The sequence below is a fragment of the Enterovibrio norvegicus DSM 15893 genome (genome assembly GCF_900115495.1).
In the GTDB taxonomy this organism is placed as follows: domain Bacteria; phylum Pseudomonadota; class Gammaproteobacteria; order Enterobacterales; family Vibrionaceae; genus Enterovibrio; species Enterovibrio norvegicus.
Window position 1 is genome coordinate 15,895 of record NZ_FOWR01000034.1, and the last position, 15,262, is coordinate 31,156.

The 15,262-nt window shown below is 50.4% G+C and carries 17 protein-coding genes; 14 read left to right on the plus strand and 3 right to left on the minus strand.

Annotated features, from left to right (window positions below; genetic code table 11):
• Window positions 1-6: 6 nt before the first annotated feature.
• The 14 genes from BM082_RS18690 to BM082_RS18755 are packed head-to-tail and all read left to right on the plus strand — an operon-like array spanning window position 7 to window position 13,340.
• Window positions 7-267: an acyl carrier protein gene (locus tag BM082_RS18690; protein WP_017011821.1), complete on the plus strand. Its 261-nt coding sequence runs from the start codon at window positions 7-9 to the stop codon at window positions 265-267.
• Window positions 264-818, plus strand: coding sequence for a COG4648 family protein (locus BM082_RS18695; RefSeq protein ID WP_017014413.1), 555 nt, complete (start codon window positions 264-266; stop codon window positions 816-818). The genes BM082_RS18690 and BM082_RS18695 overlap by 4 nt, the downstream gene beginning before the upstream one ends.
• On the plus strand, window positions 818-2,194 hold the full coding sequence (locus tag BM082_RS18700) for an AMP-binding protein (protein ID WP_074928136.1): 1,377 nt from the start codon (window positions 818-820) through the stop codon (window positions 2,192-2,194). Before BM082_RS18695 ends, BM082_RS18700 begins: the two co-directional genes overlap by 1 nt.
• A 10-nt stretch (window positions 2,195-2,204) precedes the next feature.
• A complete protein-coding gene (locus BM082_RS18705) occupies window positions 2,205-2,555 on the plus strand; it encodes an ApeI family dehydratase (RefSeq protein WP_074928137.1) in 351 nt (116 codons plus the stop codon).
• Window positions 2,556-2,569: 14 nt separating this feature from the next.
• The gene (locus BM082_RS18710; RefSeq protein WP_074928139.1) at window positions 2,570-4,255 is read left to right on the plus strand and encodes a glycosyltransferase family 2 protein; all 1,686 of its coding nucleotides are present in this window, start codon (window positions 2,570-2,572) and stop codon (window positions 4,253-4,255) included.
• Window positions 4,248-5,792, plus strand: coding sequence for an HAL/PAL/TAL family ammonia-lyase (locus BM082_RS18715; RefSeq protein ID WP_074928141.1), 1,545 nt, complete (start codon window positions 4,248-4,250; stop codon window positions 5,790-5,792). Before BM082_RS18710 ends, BM082_RS18715 begins: the two co-directional genes overlap by 8 nt.
• A gap of 1 nt (window position 5,793) precedes the next feature.
• On the plus strand, window positions 5,794-6,222 hold the full coding sequence (locus tag BM082_RS18720) for an acyl-CoA thioesterase (protein WP_026024715.1): 429 nt from the start codon (window positions 5,794-5,796) through the stop codon (window positions 6,220-6,222).
• Window positions 6,212-6,829, plus strand: a complete 618-nt coding sequence (locus tag BM082_RS18725) for a LolA family protein (RefSeq protein WP_017011814.1) — start codon at window positions 6,212-6,214, stop codon at window positions 6,827-6,829. The genes BM082_RS18720 and BM082_RS18725 overlap by 11 nt, the downstream gene beginning before the upstream one ends.
• The gene (locus BM082_RS18730) at window positions 6,813-9,119 is read left to right on the plus strand and encodes an MMPL family transporter (RefSeq protein ID WP_244276051.1); all 2,307 of its coding nucleotides are present in this window, start codon (window positions 6,813-6,815) and stop codon (window positions 9,117-9,119) included. The genes BM082_RS18725 and BM082_RS18730 overlap by 17 nt, the downstream gene beginning before the upstream one ends.
• Window positions 9,116-9,718, plus strand: a complete 603-nt coding sequence (locus tag BM082_RS18735; protein ID WP_017017989.1) for a DUF3261 domain-containing protein — start codon at window positions 9,116-9,118, stop codon at window positions 9,716-9,718. Before BM082_RS18730 ends, BM082_RS18735 begins: the two co-directional genes overlap by 4 nt.
• A 25-nt stretch (window positions 9,719-9,743) precedes the next feature.
• Entirely contained in the window at window positions 9,744-10,928 is a 1,185-nt protein-coding gene (locus tag BM082_RS18740) for a beta-ketoacyl-[acyl-carrier-protein] synthase family protein (protein WP_074928143.1), read from the plus strand.
• Complete coding sequence (locus tag BM082_RS18745; RefSeq protein ID WP_017014405.1) at window positions 10,925-11,389, plus strand: hotdog family protein; 465 nt, start codon at window positions 10,925-10,927, stop codon at window positions 11,387-11,389. Before BM082_RS18740 ends, BM082_RS18745 begins: the two co-directional genes overlap by 4 nt.
• Window positions 11,386-12,111, plus strand: a complete 726-nt coding sequence (locus BM082_RS18750; protein ID WP_074928145.1) for a 3-ketoacyl-ACP reductase FabG2 — start codon at window positions 11,386-11,388, stop codon at window positions 12,109-12,111. The genes BM082_RS18745 and BM082_RS18750 overlap by 4 nt, the downstream gene beginning before the upstream one ends.
• Entirely contained in the window at window positions 12,108-13,340 is a 1,233-nt protein-coding gene (locus BM082_RS18755) for a beta-ketoacyl-ACP synthase (RefSeq protein ID WP_017014404.1), read from the plus strand. Before BM082_RS18750 ends, BM082_RS18755 begins: the two co-directional genes overlap by 4 nt.
• 84 nt (window positions 13,341-13,424) lie before the next feature.
• Here BM082_RS18755 and acpS read toward each other — a convergent pair whose 3' ends face one another.
• From acpS to recO, 3 genes are read right to left on the minus strand one after another with little or no spacing between them, the layout of a single operon-like run.
• Window positions 13,425-13,808 carry a holo-ACP synthase gene (gene acpS, locus BM082_RS18760; RefSeq protein ID WP_017011807.1) on the minus strand — a complete coding sequence of 128 codons (384 nt, stop codon included), beginning with the start codon at window positions 13,806-13,808 and terminating at the stop codon, window positions 13,425-13,427.
• Window positions 13,808-14,539 carry a pyridoxine 5'-phosphate synthase gene (pdxJ, locus tag BM082_RS18765; RefSeq protein ID WP_074928147.1) on the minus strand — a complete coding sequence of 244 codons (732 nt, stop codon included), beginning with the start codon at window positions 14,537-14,539 and terminating at the stop codon, window positions 13,808-13,810. Before pdxJ ends, acpS begins: the two co-directional genes overlap by 1 nt.
• Window positions 14,536-15,249 carry a DNA repair protein RecO gene (gene recO / locus BM082_RS18770; protein WP_017011805.1) on the minus strand — a complete coding sequence of 238 codons (714 nt, stop codon included), beginning with the start codon at window positions 15,247-15,249 and terminating at the stop codon, window positions 14,536-14,538. The genes pdxJ and recO overlap by 4 nt, the downstream gene beginning before the upstream one ends.
• Window positions 15,250-15,262: the final 13 nt, after the last annotated feature.

The following is a 15,262-nucleotide window of genomic DNA, read 5'->3' on the forward strand; positions in this document are numbered from 1 at the left end:
TAAATAATGACAGAAGTAAGCAAAACCCAAGTATTTGAACAGGTACGTGACGCTCTTGTTGAGCTGTTTGAGCTCGATCCAGCGGACATCACACTGGAAATCCACCTGTACCAAGAACTTGATTTAGACAGTATTGATGCGGTTGATTTGGTTGTTCATCTGCAAAATCTCACAGGTAAAAAAATCAAACCTGAAGAGTTTAAATCAGTACGCACAGTACAAGACGTTGTTGATTCCGTAGTTAATCTGCTTTCTGAAGCCCAATGAGGCTACTTACCGTTTTAGCGGGCTTGCTGTTGCTCGCCTATCCGCTAGCGGTATACGCAGGACTCTCAAACTTTGGGATCGCTCCCCTCGCACTTGTGCTCGTCATCCTTTTTGGGTTTCGCATCGCTTCTGGTCATTTAGCCAATCGTGGACCATTGAAACACCTCGCTGTCGTCACTGGCGCAATCGGTATTGTGCTCGTGTCTCTCGGTTATCTGTTTCGACAACACGATTGGCTGCTGTTTTACCCGGTTGCCGTCAATAGCGTCATGCTGACAGCGTTTGCCTATAGTCTGACTCAATCTCAATCCATGATTGAACGACTCGCACGGTTGCAAGATCCCGACCTCCCACCTTCCGGTGTACGTTATACCCGTAACGTCACCAAAATCTGGTGTGTGTTTTTTCTGGTGAATGGCAGCATTGCGTTAGCAACCTGTTTTATGCCCCTGACATCTTGGACACTCTACAACGGCTTATTAAGCTATGTTGCGGCGGGCGTTTTGTTCGGCATTGAGTTTGTGGTCAGAAAAAGGGTTCAGACGTCCTAATGTCTCTCATTCCTCTTGCACAGTTGCTGGCGTGTGAACGTCCGCATGATCACCCTGTCGCGTTCAGTGACAATCACACAGCAACATGGGCACAGTTTCAACATGACGTGTCGTCACTTACTGCGCACTTCGAGGCCAAAGAAGAACAACGTTGGGCCTTGGCATTTGATGACAGCTACCTGTTTGCGACCGCTTTTTTGGCGCTTTGCCACGCACGAAAAAACATTGTGCTTCCTGGCAATCTCCAACCCGGCGCGCTCAATGAACTGCGTCCGCATTTCGATGCCATTGTGCATGATGAGCGCATTCAACTGCTCGCAAACACCCCTGCTGTATCTCTTCCGTACGCAGAGGTAAACACGCACGCCAATCTTTCACGCCCTGCCCCTTTTAATGCTGTCACGCTGACTTTGTTTACATCTGGGTCAAGTTCGACGCCGAAGGCCATCGTGAAACAGCTCAGTCAGCTCCAAGCAGAGCTCAACCAGCTTGAGTTTCAATGGGGGGAATCACTGTCGAACACCCGCGTTCAAAGTACGGTATCCCACCAGCATATTTATGGCTTGTTGTTCCGCGTGCTTTGGCCATTAAGTGCAGGCCGTGCCTTCTCATGCAGTGATTTGGTTTACCCTGAACAAGTCAGCGCCGCAGCGCAATCCGATGCCACCTTGATCAGCAGCCCAGCGTTGCTAAAACGCTTAGAAGGCCAATGCAAACACAACGAATACCGCGCGGTATTTTCGTCCGGCGGCCCGCTTCCTTTTGATGCTTCAACGCACAGTGAGCAGTTACTCGGTCAACGCCCTGTCGAGGTCTATGGCAGCACAGAAACCGGCGGCATTGGTTTTAGACAACAAACCCTTTCGACTCAGCCTTGGCAATTGTTTGATGACATTCGTGCCGAACTGGATGAGCACGGCTGCCTACGCTTACTGTCTCCTTACATTGATGCCAATGCGTGGTACCAAACCGCGGATCTTTGCGACCTCATCAACGACACCCAGTTCGTGCTGAAAGGCCGCGCAGATCGCGTCATAAAATTGGAAGAAAAGCGCGTCTCATTATCTGAGATAGAACAACGACTTTGCGAAAACGCATGGATTTCTGATGCCGCTTCTTTGGTTTTGTCACTTGATGAGCGCCAAGTTGTTGCCGCAGTCGTGGTATTATCCCCAAAAGGACAGCGGAAGGTTGCCGACGTTGGGAAAGGAAAATTTCAGCTAGCACTGAGACAACAACTTCGAGATTGGTTAGAGCCGATTGCGATTCCTCGCCAGCTCCGATTTGTTAATGCAATACCGCAAAACAGTCAGGGAAAACGACAGAAACAGGTGATTGAATCTTTATTTTCACCCGCATCGTCGACGAACGAGTAACAGGTAAACCATGCAAAGAAAACCCACTTTACTCAATACAACATTGAGTGAGAACACCGCCACATTAACCTTGAAAGTGGACGCAAGCCTTGAAGACTTCAAAGGCCACTTTCCAGTGTTCGCACTTCTCCCTGGCGTGACCCAGATTGATCTGGCGGTGCGTTACGCACGCGATACCCTTGGCATTAATGGCACCTTCGGTGGCATGGAAGTGATCAAATTCCAAGACCCAATTTTGCCTAATGCCACAGTAGACCTAACGCTTACATGGCACCCAGACAAAGAGAAACTGCATTTCAGCTATCAATCAGGCACCACTGCGCACTCATCAGGCCGCGTAACCCTTCGTCAGGCACAGTGAGTGATTAACGTCGTATGAGCAGTTATCGACCCTGTTTTCTGATCCCTTGCTACAACCATGGCAATACGGTGCATGGTGTTGTTCAGCAGTTGATGCCCTTTGGTTTTGACGTGTTGCTGGTGGATGACGGTAGCAATGCTGACACCAAAGCTGCCCTCGCCTATGCCGCCCTTTCACCGAATGTCACTTTGCTGACATTGAAAGAGAACCAAGGTAAAGGCGGCGCGGTCATCGCAGGGCTAAAAGAAGCGCAGAGACTGGGTTACTCCCATGCGATTCAAATCGATGCCGATGGTCAGCATGACACACAGGCATTGCCAGAACTCATCCAAACCTCGGAAGACAACCCGAACGCCTTGGTGTCAGGTAAACCCATTTATGATGCGTCCATTCCCGCGTCTCGTCGTTATGGTCGCTACATTACGCATTTTTGGGTGATGTTAGAAACCCTCTCCACTTCCGTAAAAGACACCATGTGTGGTTTTCGCGCCTATCCACTGACCCAAACGCTGGCAGTCATCGACGGTGCAGCCATTGGCACACGCATGGACTTTGACATTGAGATCATGGTGCGCCTTTACTGGAACGACACTGAGATCTTGTTTGTCGATACGCGGGTGATCTACCCAGAAGATGGCATCTCGCATTTCGATGCGTTGAAAGACAACGTGCGCATCAGCAAAATGCACAGCAAGTTGTTCTTCTCGATGTTTCCTAAAATCCCGCATTTACTCAGCAGAAAACGCCGAAAAGCCAAACACTGGTCAACGCAAAAAGAGCGTGGCACCATTCTTGGCATTAAAATTCTGTTGGGATCTTACCGCTTATTAGGGCGGGGGGTTTTCAGTCTGTTGCTGCGTGTCGTCATGGCGTATTACTGGCTTACGGGCAAATCCGCAAAGCGCGCATCTGAGCAATATTTAGCGCGATTGAATGCCTACGGTGCGGAGCAAAACATCACGTTCCCTGAAAAGATGACATCGTATAAGCACTTGTTATCTTTTGGAGAAACCATGCTCGACAAACTCGCGGCATGGCAAGGTGACTTCGACGAGAGCAATTTAACTATAAGTGGCGCGGAACATTTTCATGACTCTGTGTCACAAAGCAAAGGCGCAGTGTTATTAGGCTCGCATCTGGGAAATATTGAACTGTGTAGAGCGTTGAGCCGTCGACACACAGGTGTGAAAATAAACGCCTTGGTGTTTACTGAACATGCAGTTCAATTTAACTCGGTAATGGAAGCTGTTAACCCAGACTCCGCCGTGAACCTGATTCAAGTGACCAACCTTGGCCCTGACACCGCGATCATGTTGCAACAAAAAATCGATCAAGGGGAATGGATTGTCATCGTTGGAGACCGGACATCAGTGACCCGCGAAGGGCGCGTTGTGATGGCCGATTTTCTTGGTCAACCTGCGCCATTCCCACAAGGTCCTTTTGTGCTCGCGTCGGTATTGAAAGCCCCCGTATTTCTTCTCTTCGGCCTCAGAGCCCAAAGCGAAAGCGGTCCGCACTTCAACGTCTACTTCGAACCTTTTCATGACCCGATTGTACTGCCTCGCGGAAGGCGAGAAGAAGCACTTCAAGACGTAGTACAACAATACGCTTCGCGTTTGGAACACTACACCCTTTTAGCACCACTCCAATGGTACAACTTTTTCAATTTCTGGCAGTTAGCGGGTAAAAATAATGAATAAGATTTCTGACAACCCTATTGTGTTTGGGGATGATCAGCTCACCATCGAGTCTGTTGTTGCCATCGCGAATGGACAACACGCTGCATTGAACAGCTCTCCTGAATTTAGCGCGCGCATTGACCGCGGCACCAAATTCTTGGAGCGTTTGTTGAAAGAAGAAGGCGTGATTTATGGCGTCACCACCGGGTACGGGGATTCTTGTACCGTGGCGATTCCGCCTTCTCTTGTTGATGAACTTCCCCTTCACCTCACTCGTTTTCACGGTTGTGGATTGGGACAAAACCTAGACCATGCCCAAAGCCGCGCAGTATTGGCAACGCGCCTGAACTCCTTAACCCAAGGCGTCTCAGGCGTAAGCATGGAACTGCTCAACCAACTCACAGCTTTGATCAATCACGACATCTCTCCGCGCATTCCACAAGAAGGTTCGGTGGGCGCAAGTGGCGACCTTACGCCGCTTTCTTATGTTGCCGCGACCCTTATCGGCGAGCGTGAAGTAATTTACAAAGGCGAGATCCGCCCAACGGCAGAAGTGTTTGCAGAGCTTGGCATTAAGCCCATCAAACTCAAGCCAAAAGAAGGCTTGGCGATGATGAACGGGACGTCAGTCATGACGGCACTCGCGTGTCTTGCGTTCAAACGTGCAGAATACCTGACCCAGCTTTCAACGCGCATTACCGCCATGGTGTCATTGGCAATGCAAGGCAACGATTTCCACTTTGATGAAGCCTTGTTTGCAGTGAAACCTCACCCAGGTCAGCAGCAAATTGCGGCTTGGCTGCGTGATGATCTGCAAGCCGATCGTCCACCACGAAACAGCGACCGTCTGCAAGATCGTTACTCGCTGCGCTGCGCACCCCATGTCATCGGTGTTCTTCAAGACACCCTGCCATGGCTACGCCAAATGATTGAAAACGAACTAAACAGCGCGAACGATAACCCGATCATTGATGGCGACAACGAGCGCGTACTACACGGTGGACACTTCTATGGTGGGCACATAGCCATGGCAATGGACACACTGAAAACCGCCGTGGCAAACATCGCCGATCTGCTTGATCGTCAAATGGCACAGTTGATGGACTACAAGTTCAACAACGGACTGCCGTTTAACCTCACAGGCGCTGAAGGCGAGAGAAAGCCAATTAACCATGGCTTTAAAGCGGTACAAATCGGCATTTCAGCATGGACAGCGGAAGCGCTGAAAAACACCATGCCAGCCAGTGTCTTTTCGCGCTCAACTGAATGTCATAACCAAGATAAAGTCAGCATGGGCACCATCGCCTCGCGCGATTGTCTTCGTGTGTTGGAATTGACAGAGCAAGTCACCGCTGCAAGTTTGCTTGCAGCGACACAGGCGCTTGAAATTCGTATTCGCAAAGGCGAACTCAACATGAATCACTTGAGCCCAGCACTTCGTCAAATGATGAAAGACGTGCAGAGCGATTTTGACTTTGTGGTTGAAGACCGCCCGTTGGAGCAGGATTTACGTCGCTTTATCGATCGTATCCAGCATCAAGGATGGGAGCTTTACTAGTATGCCAGAAGCCACTTTACAGGCTGAGGTTACTCTAAGGACGGCGTTTCAGGACGCCGATCCTATGGGTGTGATCTACCACGGAAACTATTTCCGCTTTTTCGAAGAAGCCCGTCGCGCCATGATGGAACAACTCGATTATGGCTACATGGCGATGAAAGAGTCAGGCTACATGTGGCCAATCATTGATGCCGCTGTGCGCTACGTAAAGCCCATCAAGTTTGACCAATCCATCATCGTTACCGCCAAGCTCACCGAATGGGAAAATCGCCTTCGCACCGATTACGTGATTTACGATGCAGCCACCCGCAAACGCTTAACCAAAGGCCACACCATTCAAGTGGCCGTCAGCATCGACACAGAAGAGATGTGTTTTGTCTCTCCGACCGTCTTTACCCAAAAACTCGAGGCGTACCTGAGTGCTCAATAAATGCCGCCGTTTGTTCTCTGCGCTATTGCTGTTTGTGTGTGTCTTTCCTGCGCACGCATTAACCTTGTCTGATTTACAGACACGCCTTTCAGCACATGACATCACACGTGGTGATTTTACCCAAACGCGTCATCTCGCCATGTTGGACATGCCATTGGTGTCCCAAGGTGCATTCCTATTGAGCCAGACCGACGGCCTATTGTGGCAACAAGCCACCCCCTTTCCGCTGTCCTTGGTATTAACAGGGAAAACCCTGACACAGCGCATCCCTGGGCAAGCAGACAACATCGTCAATGCGGATGACAATCCGATGGTGTTCTACTTCAGTCGTTTATTTTTATCTCTGTTCCAAGGAGATACCGACGCTCTAGCAGCGCAGTTTGATTTGCAGCTAACGGGAACCACAGAGAAGTGGCATTTGGTGTTAACCCCAAAACAACCGCCGCTGTCTCAGGTATTTAAAGAAATCACGCTTCAAGGCACAGAGCACATCGATATGTTGACCTTGCACGAAGTCAGAGGCGATCATTCAGAGATTCGCTTTACCAATGTGACCTTCACACCCACGAACCTGACAGAAGAAGAACTAGGTGAATTTGCTGACTAAAGCAACAGGCTGGTTGCTTGTTCTTGTTTTGCTCTTCGCAACCTCACTGTGGCGCCAGCCTAGTGATTTGCCAATGTTGGACACTGATGTCCTCAATCTTCTGCCTAAAAACCAACAAGACCCATTGGCACAAAAGGCGTTCCAACAAGCGGCTGAGAACATTGAAGATCAGGTTGTTATTCTTGTCGGTCACGCGTCACCAAGTGTTGCCATTGAAGCCACAAAAGCACTTACCTCTCAGCTAACACAGCTTCCGTTGTTTGATAGCATCAAAGCAGAAATGTCTGACGATGAACAAAACTCATGGGGCACTGTCTTTGCGCCTGTGAAATCGCAACTGCTGACAACAGAACAACGCCAAAGGCTTGCTGACAATCCCTCTGCACAAACTGCGCATGTCATTCAATCCATCTATAACCCCTTTTCAGGCGTCACCGGAGCAGAGCTCGCGCACGATCCTTTCTTATTGTTCCGTGATTTCTTATTACACCTCGGTGCGCAAAACAGCCGTTTTACGCTAAAAGACAATGTGCTCACCACCCAGTTTGAAGGCAAGACTTACACCTTGGTGCGTGCAAGCCTGTCAGGCAGTGCCTACAGTGTGCCCATACAAGAACAGCTCATAGATTTGTATCAGGCTGAAGCGCAGCTAAAAACGCAGTACGGTGCGGACGTTCTGCATACTGGCGCCGTGTTTTACGCGGCCTTTGGCGCAGAGAGTGCTCGGTCAGAAATCAGCACCATTGGTGTTGGGTCCATGGTGGGTATTTTGCTCTTGGTGTTGTTTGTGTATCGCAGCCTTTTGCCCGTCAGCCTTGCGCTGCTTTCCATTGGCTCAGGGGTTATCACTGCCTTTTCCGTCAGTTTGCTCATCTTTGGACAAATTCACTTATTCAGTCTGGTCATTGGAGCCAGTTTGATCGGTGTTTCCATCGATTACTCTTTCCATTTCTTAACGGAAAGAATGGCAATGGGCGACAAATGGAACGCCAACGCTGGCTGGCGTGCGGTCGCTGTACCTATCACCTTTGGCCTCGCCTCAACGTTAATCGCCTACTTGAGCATGTTTGCTGCGCCTTTTCCCGGCCTTCAACAACTCGCGGTGTTCTCAGCCGCAGGGCTCATTGGCGCTTACCTCAGCGTGATGTGCTGGTATCCCTTACTTGCCGCGAAGCTGGCAAAAAAAAGAACGCTGCCATGGCAACGCGCAGCGGTTTGGTGTCTCGCGCCTTGGCAAAAAGCCTCATGGCAGCGAGGCGTCATGTGCATTGCACTGGGTATCGGCGTGCTCGGGTTAGTGTATGCCGATTACGATGACAACATTCAGAAGTTGCAGTCACTGCCACCGTCACTCAAACAACAAGAACAACGCATTCAAGATATTTCAGGGATGGGAAGCAGCCAGCCTATGCTGTTGGTGCGCGGCAATAGCGAACAGGCGGTACTCACGTCACTCAATGCATTAACGCCGTCTCTTGATGCGCTTAAAGCCTTCGGTGATATCAGCGGTTACCAAACGCTCGCCGACTATGTGCCGCCCTTGTCGATACAAAAAGACAACTATCAACGCGTCGAAGCGCTTTATGCCTCACAGGCAGAAAAACTGGCGACGCAGCTCGGCTTGGCTGAGGTTCCAACACTCAAACAGGCTTTTACACCATTCACACTCCGTGATTTTTTACAGTCACCGAGTGGCCGTGAATTTCAACCGCTTTGGCTCGGAGACATTGACGATCAATTCGCAGCGCTCGTGTTGCTCCAAGATGTGTCTTCTCCTGCCAATGTGAAAGCCGCCCTTGCTCATCACTCCCATGTCAGTTGGCTCAACAAAGCCGAGGAGGTATCGCGTCTGTTTGGTGATTACCGCCAGCGTATCAGCGTGTTCATTGGGTTGTCGTGCATCATCATTCTTATCTTACTTAGCCTTCGCTTTGGCATGAAAAACGCGTGCCGAGTTCTTATCGCGCCCGTATTGGCAGCGGGTATAGGTTTGGCCGCAGGCGCACTGAGCAGTGTGCCAATGAACTTGTTCAACTTGCTGGCATTGTTTCTCGTGATGGGCATCGGCATTGATTACGCCCTCTTCTTTGCCGAGCAGAAAGACAGCCTTCGCGCGTGGGTAGCAAACACCTTAGCGGCGCTCACCACCTTGCTCGCGTTTGGTCTGCTGTCCCTTAGCAACACAGAAGCCATTCACAGCTTTGGCATTACGGTGCTCGTGGGTATCAGTGCCGCTTGGCTTCTTTCCCCCATCGCGATTCGCGCAAACAGTAAGGGTATCGCTAAATGATCAAACGATTTGCGTTTCTCATTATCTTGGCCATAAGCCTTATGGGCTGTTCAACGCTTTTAAGCACGCCTGAATCTGACAACCGCGTTGAGCTAGCCAAAGGGGTATCTGTCACCCTCCCCACACCCGCAGAATTTGGCGGCAGCGTGAGTGTTAGCCAACTCATTAACGCAGATTGGGAAGGTGAAGCACATACGCTTCCGGTGCATTTAGAAATATCTTCTGAGCGTGTGGTGTTGGTCGGGTTTTCGGCATGGGGAACCCGCTTGATTACCGCCACGTATGAGAAGGGCCGACTCGAAGAAGATGCGCTAGCAGGCCTCGGTATTGTGTTACCAGACAGCCGACAAATCTTGATGAATTTGATGATTACACTCTGGCCAGTGGAAGCATGGGCACCGCATCTCAAGCCCATTGGTTGGACGCTGATCGAACAAGATAAGCATCGCATCTTACGCGATGCGAGCGGCGAAACCGTGGTTGAAATACAGTATGATGAACCCTTCAAATTGGGGACGGTGCCAGCCTTCATCCAATACGAACACAAACAACAACATTATCGCATTACGATTAACACCCTGAGCCCGAACGGACGCTAATTTCAACACCAAGGCGGTAAACTTCATGACTCCCGTTTACATACATGCCTGCGGTGCGCACTCCGCACTTGGCAGCACTCTCGATGAGATTCATTCCAGCTTAAAACGAGGCATTAGCCCAGGTATGTCCGGCGAGCGCTTTCGGTTGAACGATGACACCATGGTGACCGTCGGTCGCGCAGTGGGCGCACTGCCGTCATTGGAAGCTTTTCCTTCACATCAGCAGACACGCAATAACCAACTGGCACTCTCTGCGTTGCTGCAACTGTCTGATGCCGTTAATGATGCCAAAGCGCGTTTCTGCCCTGATCGCATTGCCGTGGTATTAGGCTCGAGCACGTCCGGCATTTCAGACGGTGAGCGCGCGTTAAAACATTACATTGATCAGGGTGAATTCCCAAAAACTTACCATTACCACCAGCAAGAACTCGGTAACCTATCAGACTTCGTCAGTGACTATTTTGGCCTAACGGGGTTGCACTATACGGTTTCAACCGCATGTTCATCCAGCGGCCGCGTTTTTCTCACCGCGAAACGGTTATTAAAAGCAGGCCTTGCCGATGCAGTGATCGTTGGTGGTGCTGATAGTTTGTGTGCGTTAACAGTGAACGGGTTCCATGGGTTGGATTCAATCTCTCCTGAGCTTTGCAACCCATTCGGAGAGAACCGAAACGGGATAAATATTGGTGAGGCAGCGGCTTTTATGCTTCTCTCGCTTGAGCGGCCTTCTGACCTTCCTCATATTGCATTACTCGGCGCGGGAGACAGTTCTGATGCGCACCATATTTCAGCGCCCCACCCTGAAGGGGATGGTGCTGAACGAGCAATGAGAAACGCGCTGGAGGATGCGCATCTCACCGCGAATGACATTGGTTATGTGAATGCGCACGGTACGTCTACGCCATTGAACGATGCGATGGAATCTAAAGCCATTTTACGCACCTTAGGTGAACACGTACCTGTGAGTTCGACAAAGCCGCTGACGGGACACACTTTAGGCGCAGCCAGTGCCATTGAAGCCAGCATTTGTTGGCACGTATTGAAACATTCACTGCCGCTACCCGTATCAAAGCATCAACAAGCGCATGCAACGGATGTCGCGCCGATTCGATTGGCACAGCTCGGCGATACACTGGAAAAACCGGCCATTTTGAGTAACTCCTTTGCGTTTGGCGGTAACAATATCAGCCTGATTTTTGGACACGTATGAAAACAGTACCTCATGTGAATGATTTGCTTCCTCACGAAGCACCCATGATCTTGATCGACGACATGATCGATGTGGGTGAAAAACACATTCACTGCCGCGTCACCTCAAAAGAGAGCAACCTCTTTTTTGATCAAGAGATAAAAGCGATCCCAGGTTGGGTCGGCATTGAGTTAATGGCCCAAACCATTGCTGCGTGGTCGGGGTATCACGCTTGGCATGAAGGCGGCGAACCGCCTGTCGGCTTCTTGCTCGGCAGTCGTCGCTACAACACTGACACCAGCGTATTTCCTGCTGGGCAGGTGTTAGACATTCATGCTGATCACATGATGGAAAGCAACGGCATGGCCGTTTTTGCTTGCCGAATAGAACATGACGGCGTTGAGATTGCCACCGCGCAGCTCAACGCATTTGTACCGCCAAAAGAAAAACTCGAACAGATGATGAACAGGGATACCCAATGAACAGAGATGTACTGGTAACGGGTGCCAGCAAAGGCATCGGTAAAGCGATTGCACTGCAACTCGCAAAAGATGGGTTTTCTGTGGTGGTGCACTATGGCCGAGATAAAGCAGGTGCAAAAGACACACTCGCTGCTATTCAAGCTGAAAATGGACAAGGTCGCCTCATCAGTTTTGACATCAGCAACCGTGAACAATGCCGTGAAACTTTAGAAGCCGATATTGCAGAACACGGTGGCTACTACGGCGTTGTGAACAACGCTGGCGTTACCGCAGATACCGCCTTCCCAGCGATGACAGCTGAAGAATGGGATGGCGTGGTTCATACCAACCTAGACAGTTTCTACAACGTGCTTCACCCATGCATCATGCCGATGCTTCAACGCCGCAGAGGCGGGCGCATTGTTACCATGGCGTCTGTTTCCGGTATGATGGGCAACCGCGGTCAAACCAATTACAGCGCGGCGAAAGCGGGCATTATCGGTGCAACAAAAGCACTGGCATTGGAGTTGGCCAAGCGAAAAGTCACGGTCAACTGCGTCGCACCCGGTTTGATCGATACAGGCATGATTGACGAGCATGTAAAAGAACATGCGCTACCACAAGTTCCTTTGCGTCGCATGGGCGAACCTGAAGAAGTCGCAGGCCTTGTTAGCTACCTGATGTCAGACATCGCAGGCTATGTCACGCGACAAGTCATTTCAGTCAATGGAGGCCTCATATGAACCGCAGAGTTGTTGTCACTGGTATGTCCGGTGTCACTGCGTTTGGTAACAACTGGCAAGACGTTAGCGCCAAGCTCGATGAGCTTAAAAATGCGGTACGTTACATGCCAGATTACGAACAGTATGACGGACTAAACACCAAGCTCGCCGCGCCGATCAGCGACTTTCAAGTGCCTTCGCATTACAACCGCAAGCAACTGCGCGGTATGGGTCGAGTCTCGAAACTTTCCACCGTAGCGACAGAGAACGCTTTGGTTCAGAGCGGGCTGATTGGCAGCGACACGCTCACCGATGGCCAAACGGGTATCGCTTATGGCTCATCAACGGGCAGTACACCCGCTATCGGCGCTTTCGGTGTCATGTTGAATGACAAAACCACCAAAGCCATTACAGCCACCACCTACGTGCAAATGATGCCGCACACCACCGCGGTTAACGTGGGTCTGTTCTTTGGTCTTAAAGGCCGCGTTATTCCAACCAGCAGTGCATGTACGTCGGGCAGTCAAGCCATTGGCTATGCGTTCGAAGCCATTAAACACGGTTATCAAACAGCCATGGTTGCAGGCGGCGCTGAAGAGCTTTGCCCGACAGAATCAGCCGTGTTCGATACCCTTTTCGCGACAAGCTTGAGAAACGACGCCCCTGAAACATCACCGCGCCCGTACGACAAAGACCGTGACGGCCTTGTGATTGGCGAAGGTGCTGGAACCTTGGTGCTGGAAGAATACGAACATGCGGTTGCTCGTGGCGCAACGATTCTGGCTGAATTGGTCGGCTTTGCCAGCAACTGCGATGCTGCCCACGTGACACAGCCTAAAATGGAAACCATGCAAATTTGTATGGAAATGGCACTGCAAAACGCAGGCTTAACGCCCTCTCAAATTGGGTATGTATCTGCGCATGGCACAGCAACAGAAAAAGGCGATATTGCTGAATCTCAAGCAACGTCAAACGTCTTTGGCAATCAAATTCCAATCAGTTCGATGAAAAGCTACTTTGGCCATACGCTCGGCGCATGCGGTGCGATTGAAGCCTGGCTTGCTATCGAAATGATGAATGAAGGCCGTTTTAGCCCGACACTAAATCTTGAAAACATCGATCCAGCCTGTGGCGATCTTGATTACATCCGAGGTGAAAACCGTCATATTGATTGCGATTACATCATGAGCAATAACTTTGCTTTTGGTGGTGTGAACACCTCACTGATCTTTAAGCGTTTCCAAGCGTAAACGCACTCGGTCTCTTTACGTTTAAAAAGAGCCAGAGACAAAAATGCCCGCAATGTGCGGGCATTTTTATGTTTGTGCGTAGACTCATGAACGCTCTAATAACACCGTCGCCACGGCATAGCGTTTTTCATCCGCAATGGTCAGAAGAATGTTGGTCACGCCACGCTCGTCCGCCATCTGCTTAGCAACGCCAGAGAAAGCCACAATCGGTTTACCCAAAGCATCGTTGGACACTTCAAAGTCGTGAAACGTGACGCCACAGGCAATGCCTGTTCCCAAGGCTTTAGACGCCGCTTCTTTTACGGCGAAACGCTTAGCAAGGTAGCGGGCTGGAAACTTGGTCGCGCCATACTTTTCGAGCTCAGAGTTCGTAAGCACACGCTTGGCAAAGGCATCTTGATTCCGCGCGATGATGTCATCAAATCGCGCGATTTCAACAATGTCTGTCCCTAGACCCACAACCGACATTAGCGACGCGCGTCCTGCATGATCACTTTCATGTCAGCCACGGCTTTTGACAGGCCATCAAACACGGCACGGCCCACAATCGAGTGACCGATGTTCAACTCGTAGATTTCAGGGATAGCCGCAATTGGCGTCACGTTGTGGTATGTCAGGCCATGACCCGCATTTACCTTAATGCCTTGATCAGCTGCGTAGCTCGCGGCGGCGGCAATTTTTTTCAGCTCAGCCTGCATGTCTTCATCAGATTCAGCATCGGCGTAGTGACCCGTATGAAGCTCTATGTAAGGTGCACCACAGGCTTTTGCTGCATCAATCTGCTCGCGATCAGCATCGATAAACAGTGACACTTTAATACCTGCTTCCGCCAGTGTTTGAGTAGCCGCTTTCACTTTTTCAAGTTGACCCACCACGTCCAGTCCACCTTCAGTGGTCAGCTCTTCGCGCTTCTCTGGCACCAAGCAAACATAAGCAGGTTTCACATCCAACGCGATAGCGACCATCTCATCTGTCACTGCCATTTCAAGGTTCATGCGTGTTTGCAGGGTATCTCTCAGCAAGTAAACATCGCGATCTTTAATATGGCGACGGTCTTCACGGAGGTGAACAGTAATACCATCGGCACCTGCACGCTCTGCAATTTCAGCGGCATGGACAGGATCAGGGTACTTGGTGCCGCGTGCATTTCGAACCGTTGCCACGTGGTCAATATTGACGCCCAAATAAATGGTATTCATTGCGTAGATTTCCTTGTTCGTAACAAAAATAACTCTCTGCTCTTGAGAGGCTTTGAGCCAAGATAAGGCTTGAGGGCCAGCCGTGTAAAGCGCTTGGCGGCTTTTAACTGTTCAGTGGTCGAGAATTGGCGACTTGAGAGCGCAATTAAATCACTGCCTTGAAATGCAAGGTTGTGGCTCTTCATGAGCGAGGCAACAAATCCCATTTGCTCTCGGAATATATATGTCATTCCTTCCCCAACAGGTTCACCGCTGCCGGCGCAATGCAGAAAATCAACACCATAGCCCAATGATTCCAGCAAGGCCAACTCAAATCGGCGTAGTGCAGGTTCAGGGTTTTCGAATTGTGCGAGCTCTGTTAATGCAGAAACATAATCGAAGAACAATTGGTGATACGCCGTTTCAGGCTCAACCACACGACTGAGAATTTCATTGAGGTAGAAACCAGAAAAGAGAGCGTTACCAGAAAGAGGAATAGCAAGGCCCATGGCTTCAGCGTGACGCATCGTATGCATCTCACCGCGACCAGACCATTTCATTAAAAGCGGGGTAAAAGGCTGAAGTGCGCCTTTTAGGGGAGAGCGTTTACCACGAGCGCCTTTTGCCATAAGGCTAACGCGCCCGTGATTTTCGCTAAAGACATCCAGAATAAGGCTGGTTTCGCTATAAGGGCGAGAGTGCAAGACAAAGCAACGCTGCAAGCCTTCCATACCCCACCTTTCT

Excerpts from the sequence above, each read along its gene's own strand:
- pdxJ (WP_074928147.1), bottom strand. The coding sequence starts at position 14,539 with ATGAATACCATTTATTTGGGCGTCAATATTGACCACGTGGCAACGGTT.
- BM082_RS18755 (WP_017014404.1), top strand. The coding sequence starts at position 12,108 with ATGAACCGCAGAGTTGTTGTCACTGGTATGTCCGGTGTCACTGCGTTT.
- acpS (WP_017011807.1), bottom strand. The coding sequence starts at position 13,808 with ATGTCGGTTGTGGGTCTAGGGACAGACATTGTTGAAATCGCGCGATTT.
- BM082_RS18700 (WP_074928136.1), top strand. The coding sequence starts at position 818 with ATGTCTCTCATTCCTCTTGCACAGTTGCTGGCGTGTGAACGTCCGCAT.
- BM082_RS18710 (WP_074928139.1), top strand. The coding sequence starts at position 2,570 with ATGAGCAGTTATCGACCCTGTTTTCTGATCCCTTGCTACAACCATGGC.
- BM082_RS18735 (WP_017017989.1), top strand. The coding sequence starts at position 9,116 with ATGATCAAACGATTTGCGTTTCTCATTATCTTGGCCATAAGCCTTATG.
- BM082_RS18720 (WP_026024715.1), top strand. The coding sequence starts at position 5,794 with ATGCCAGAAGCCACTTTACAGGCTGAGGTTACTCTAAGGACGGCGTTT.
- BM082_RS18745 (WP_017014405.1), top strand. The coding sequence starts at position 10,925 with ATGAAAACAGTACCTCATGTGAATGATTTGCTTCCTCACGAAGCACCC.
- BM082_RS18715 (WP_074928141.1), top strand. The coding sequence starts at position 4,248 with ATGAATAAGATTTCTGACAACCCTATTGTGTTTGGGGATGATCAGCTC.
- recO (WP_017011805.1), bottom strand. The coding sequence starts at position 15,249 with ATGGAAGGCTTGCAGCGTTGCTTTGTCTTGCACTCTCGCCCTTATAGC.
- BM082_RS18695 (WP_017014413.1), top strand. The coding sequence starts at position 264 with ATGAGGCTACTTACCGTTTTAGCGGGCTTGCTGTTGCTCGCCTATCCG.
- BM082_RS18690 (WP_017011821.1), top strand. The coding sequence starts at position 7 with ATGACAGAAGTAAGCAAAACCCAAGTATTTGAACAGGTACGTGACGCT.
- BM082_RS18705 (WP_074928137.1), top strand. The coding sequence starts at position 2,205 with ATGCAAAGAAAACCCACTTTACTCAATACAACATTGAGTGAGAACACC.
- BM082_RS18740 (WP_074928143.1), top strand. The coding sequence starts at position 9,744 with ATGACTCCCGTTTACATACATGCCTGCGGTGCGCACTCCGCACTTGGC.
- BM082_RS18750 (WP_074928145.1), top strand. The coding sequence starts at position 11,386 with ATGAACAGAGATGTACTGGTAACGGGTGCCAGCAAAGGCATCGGTAAA.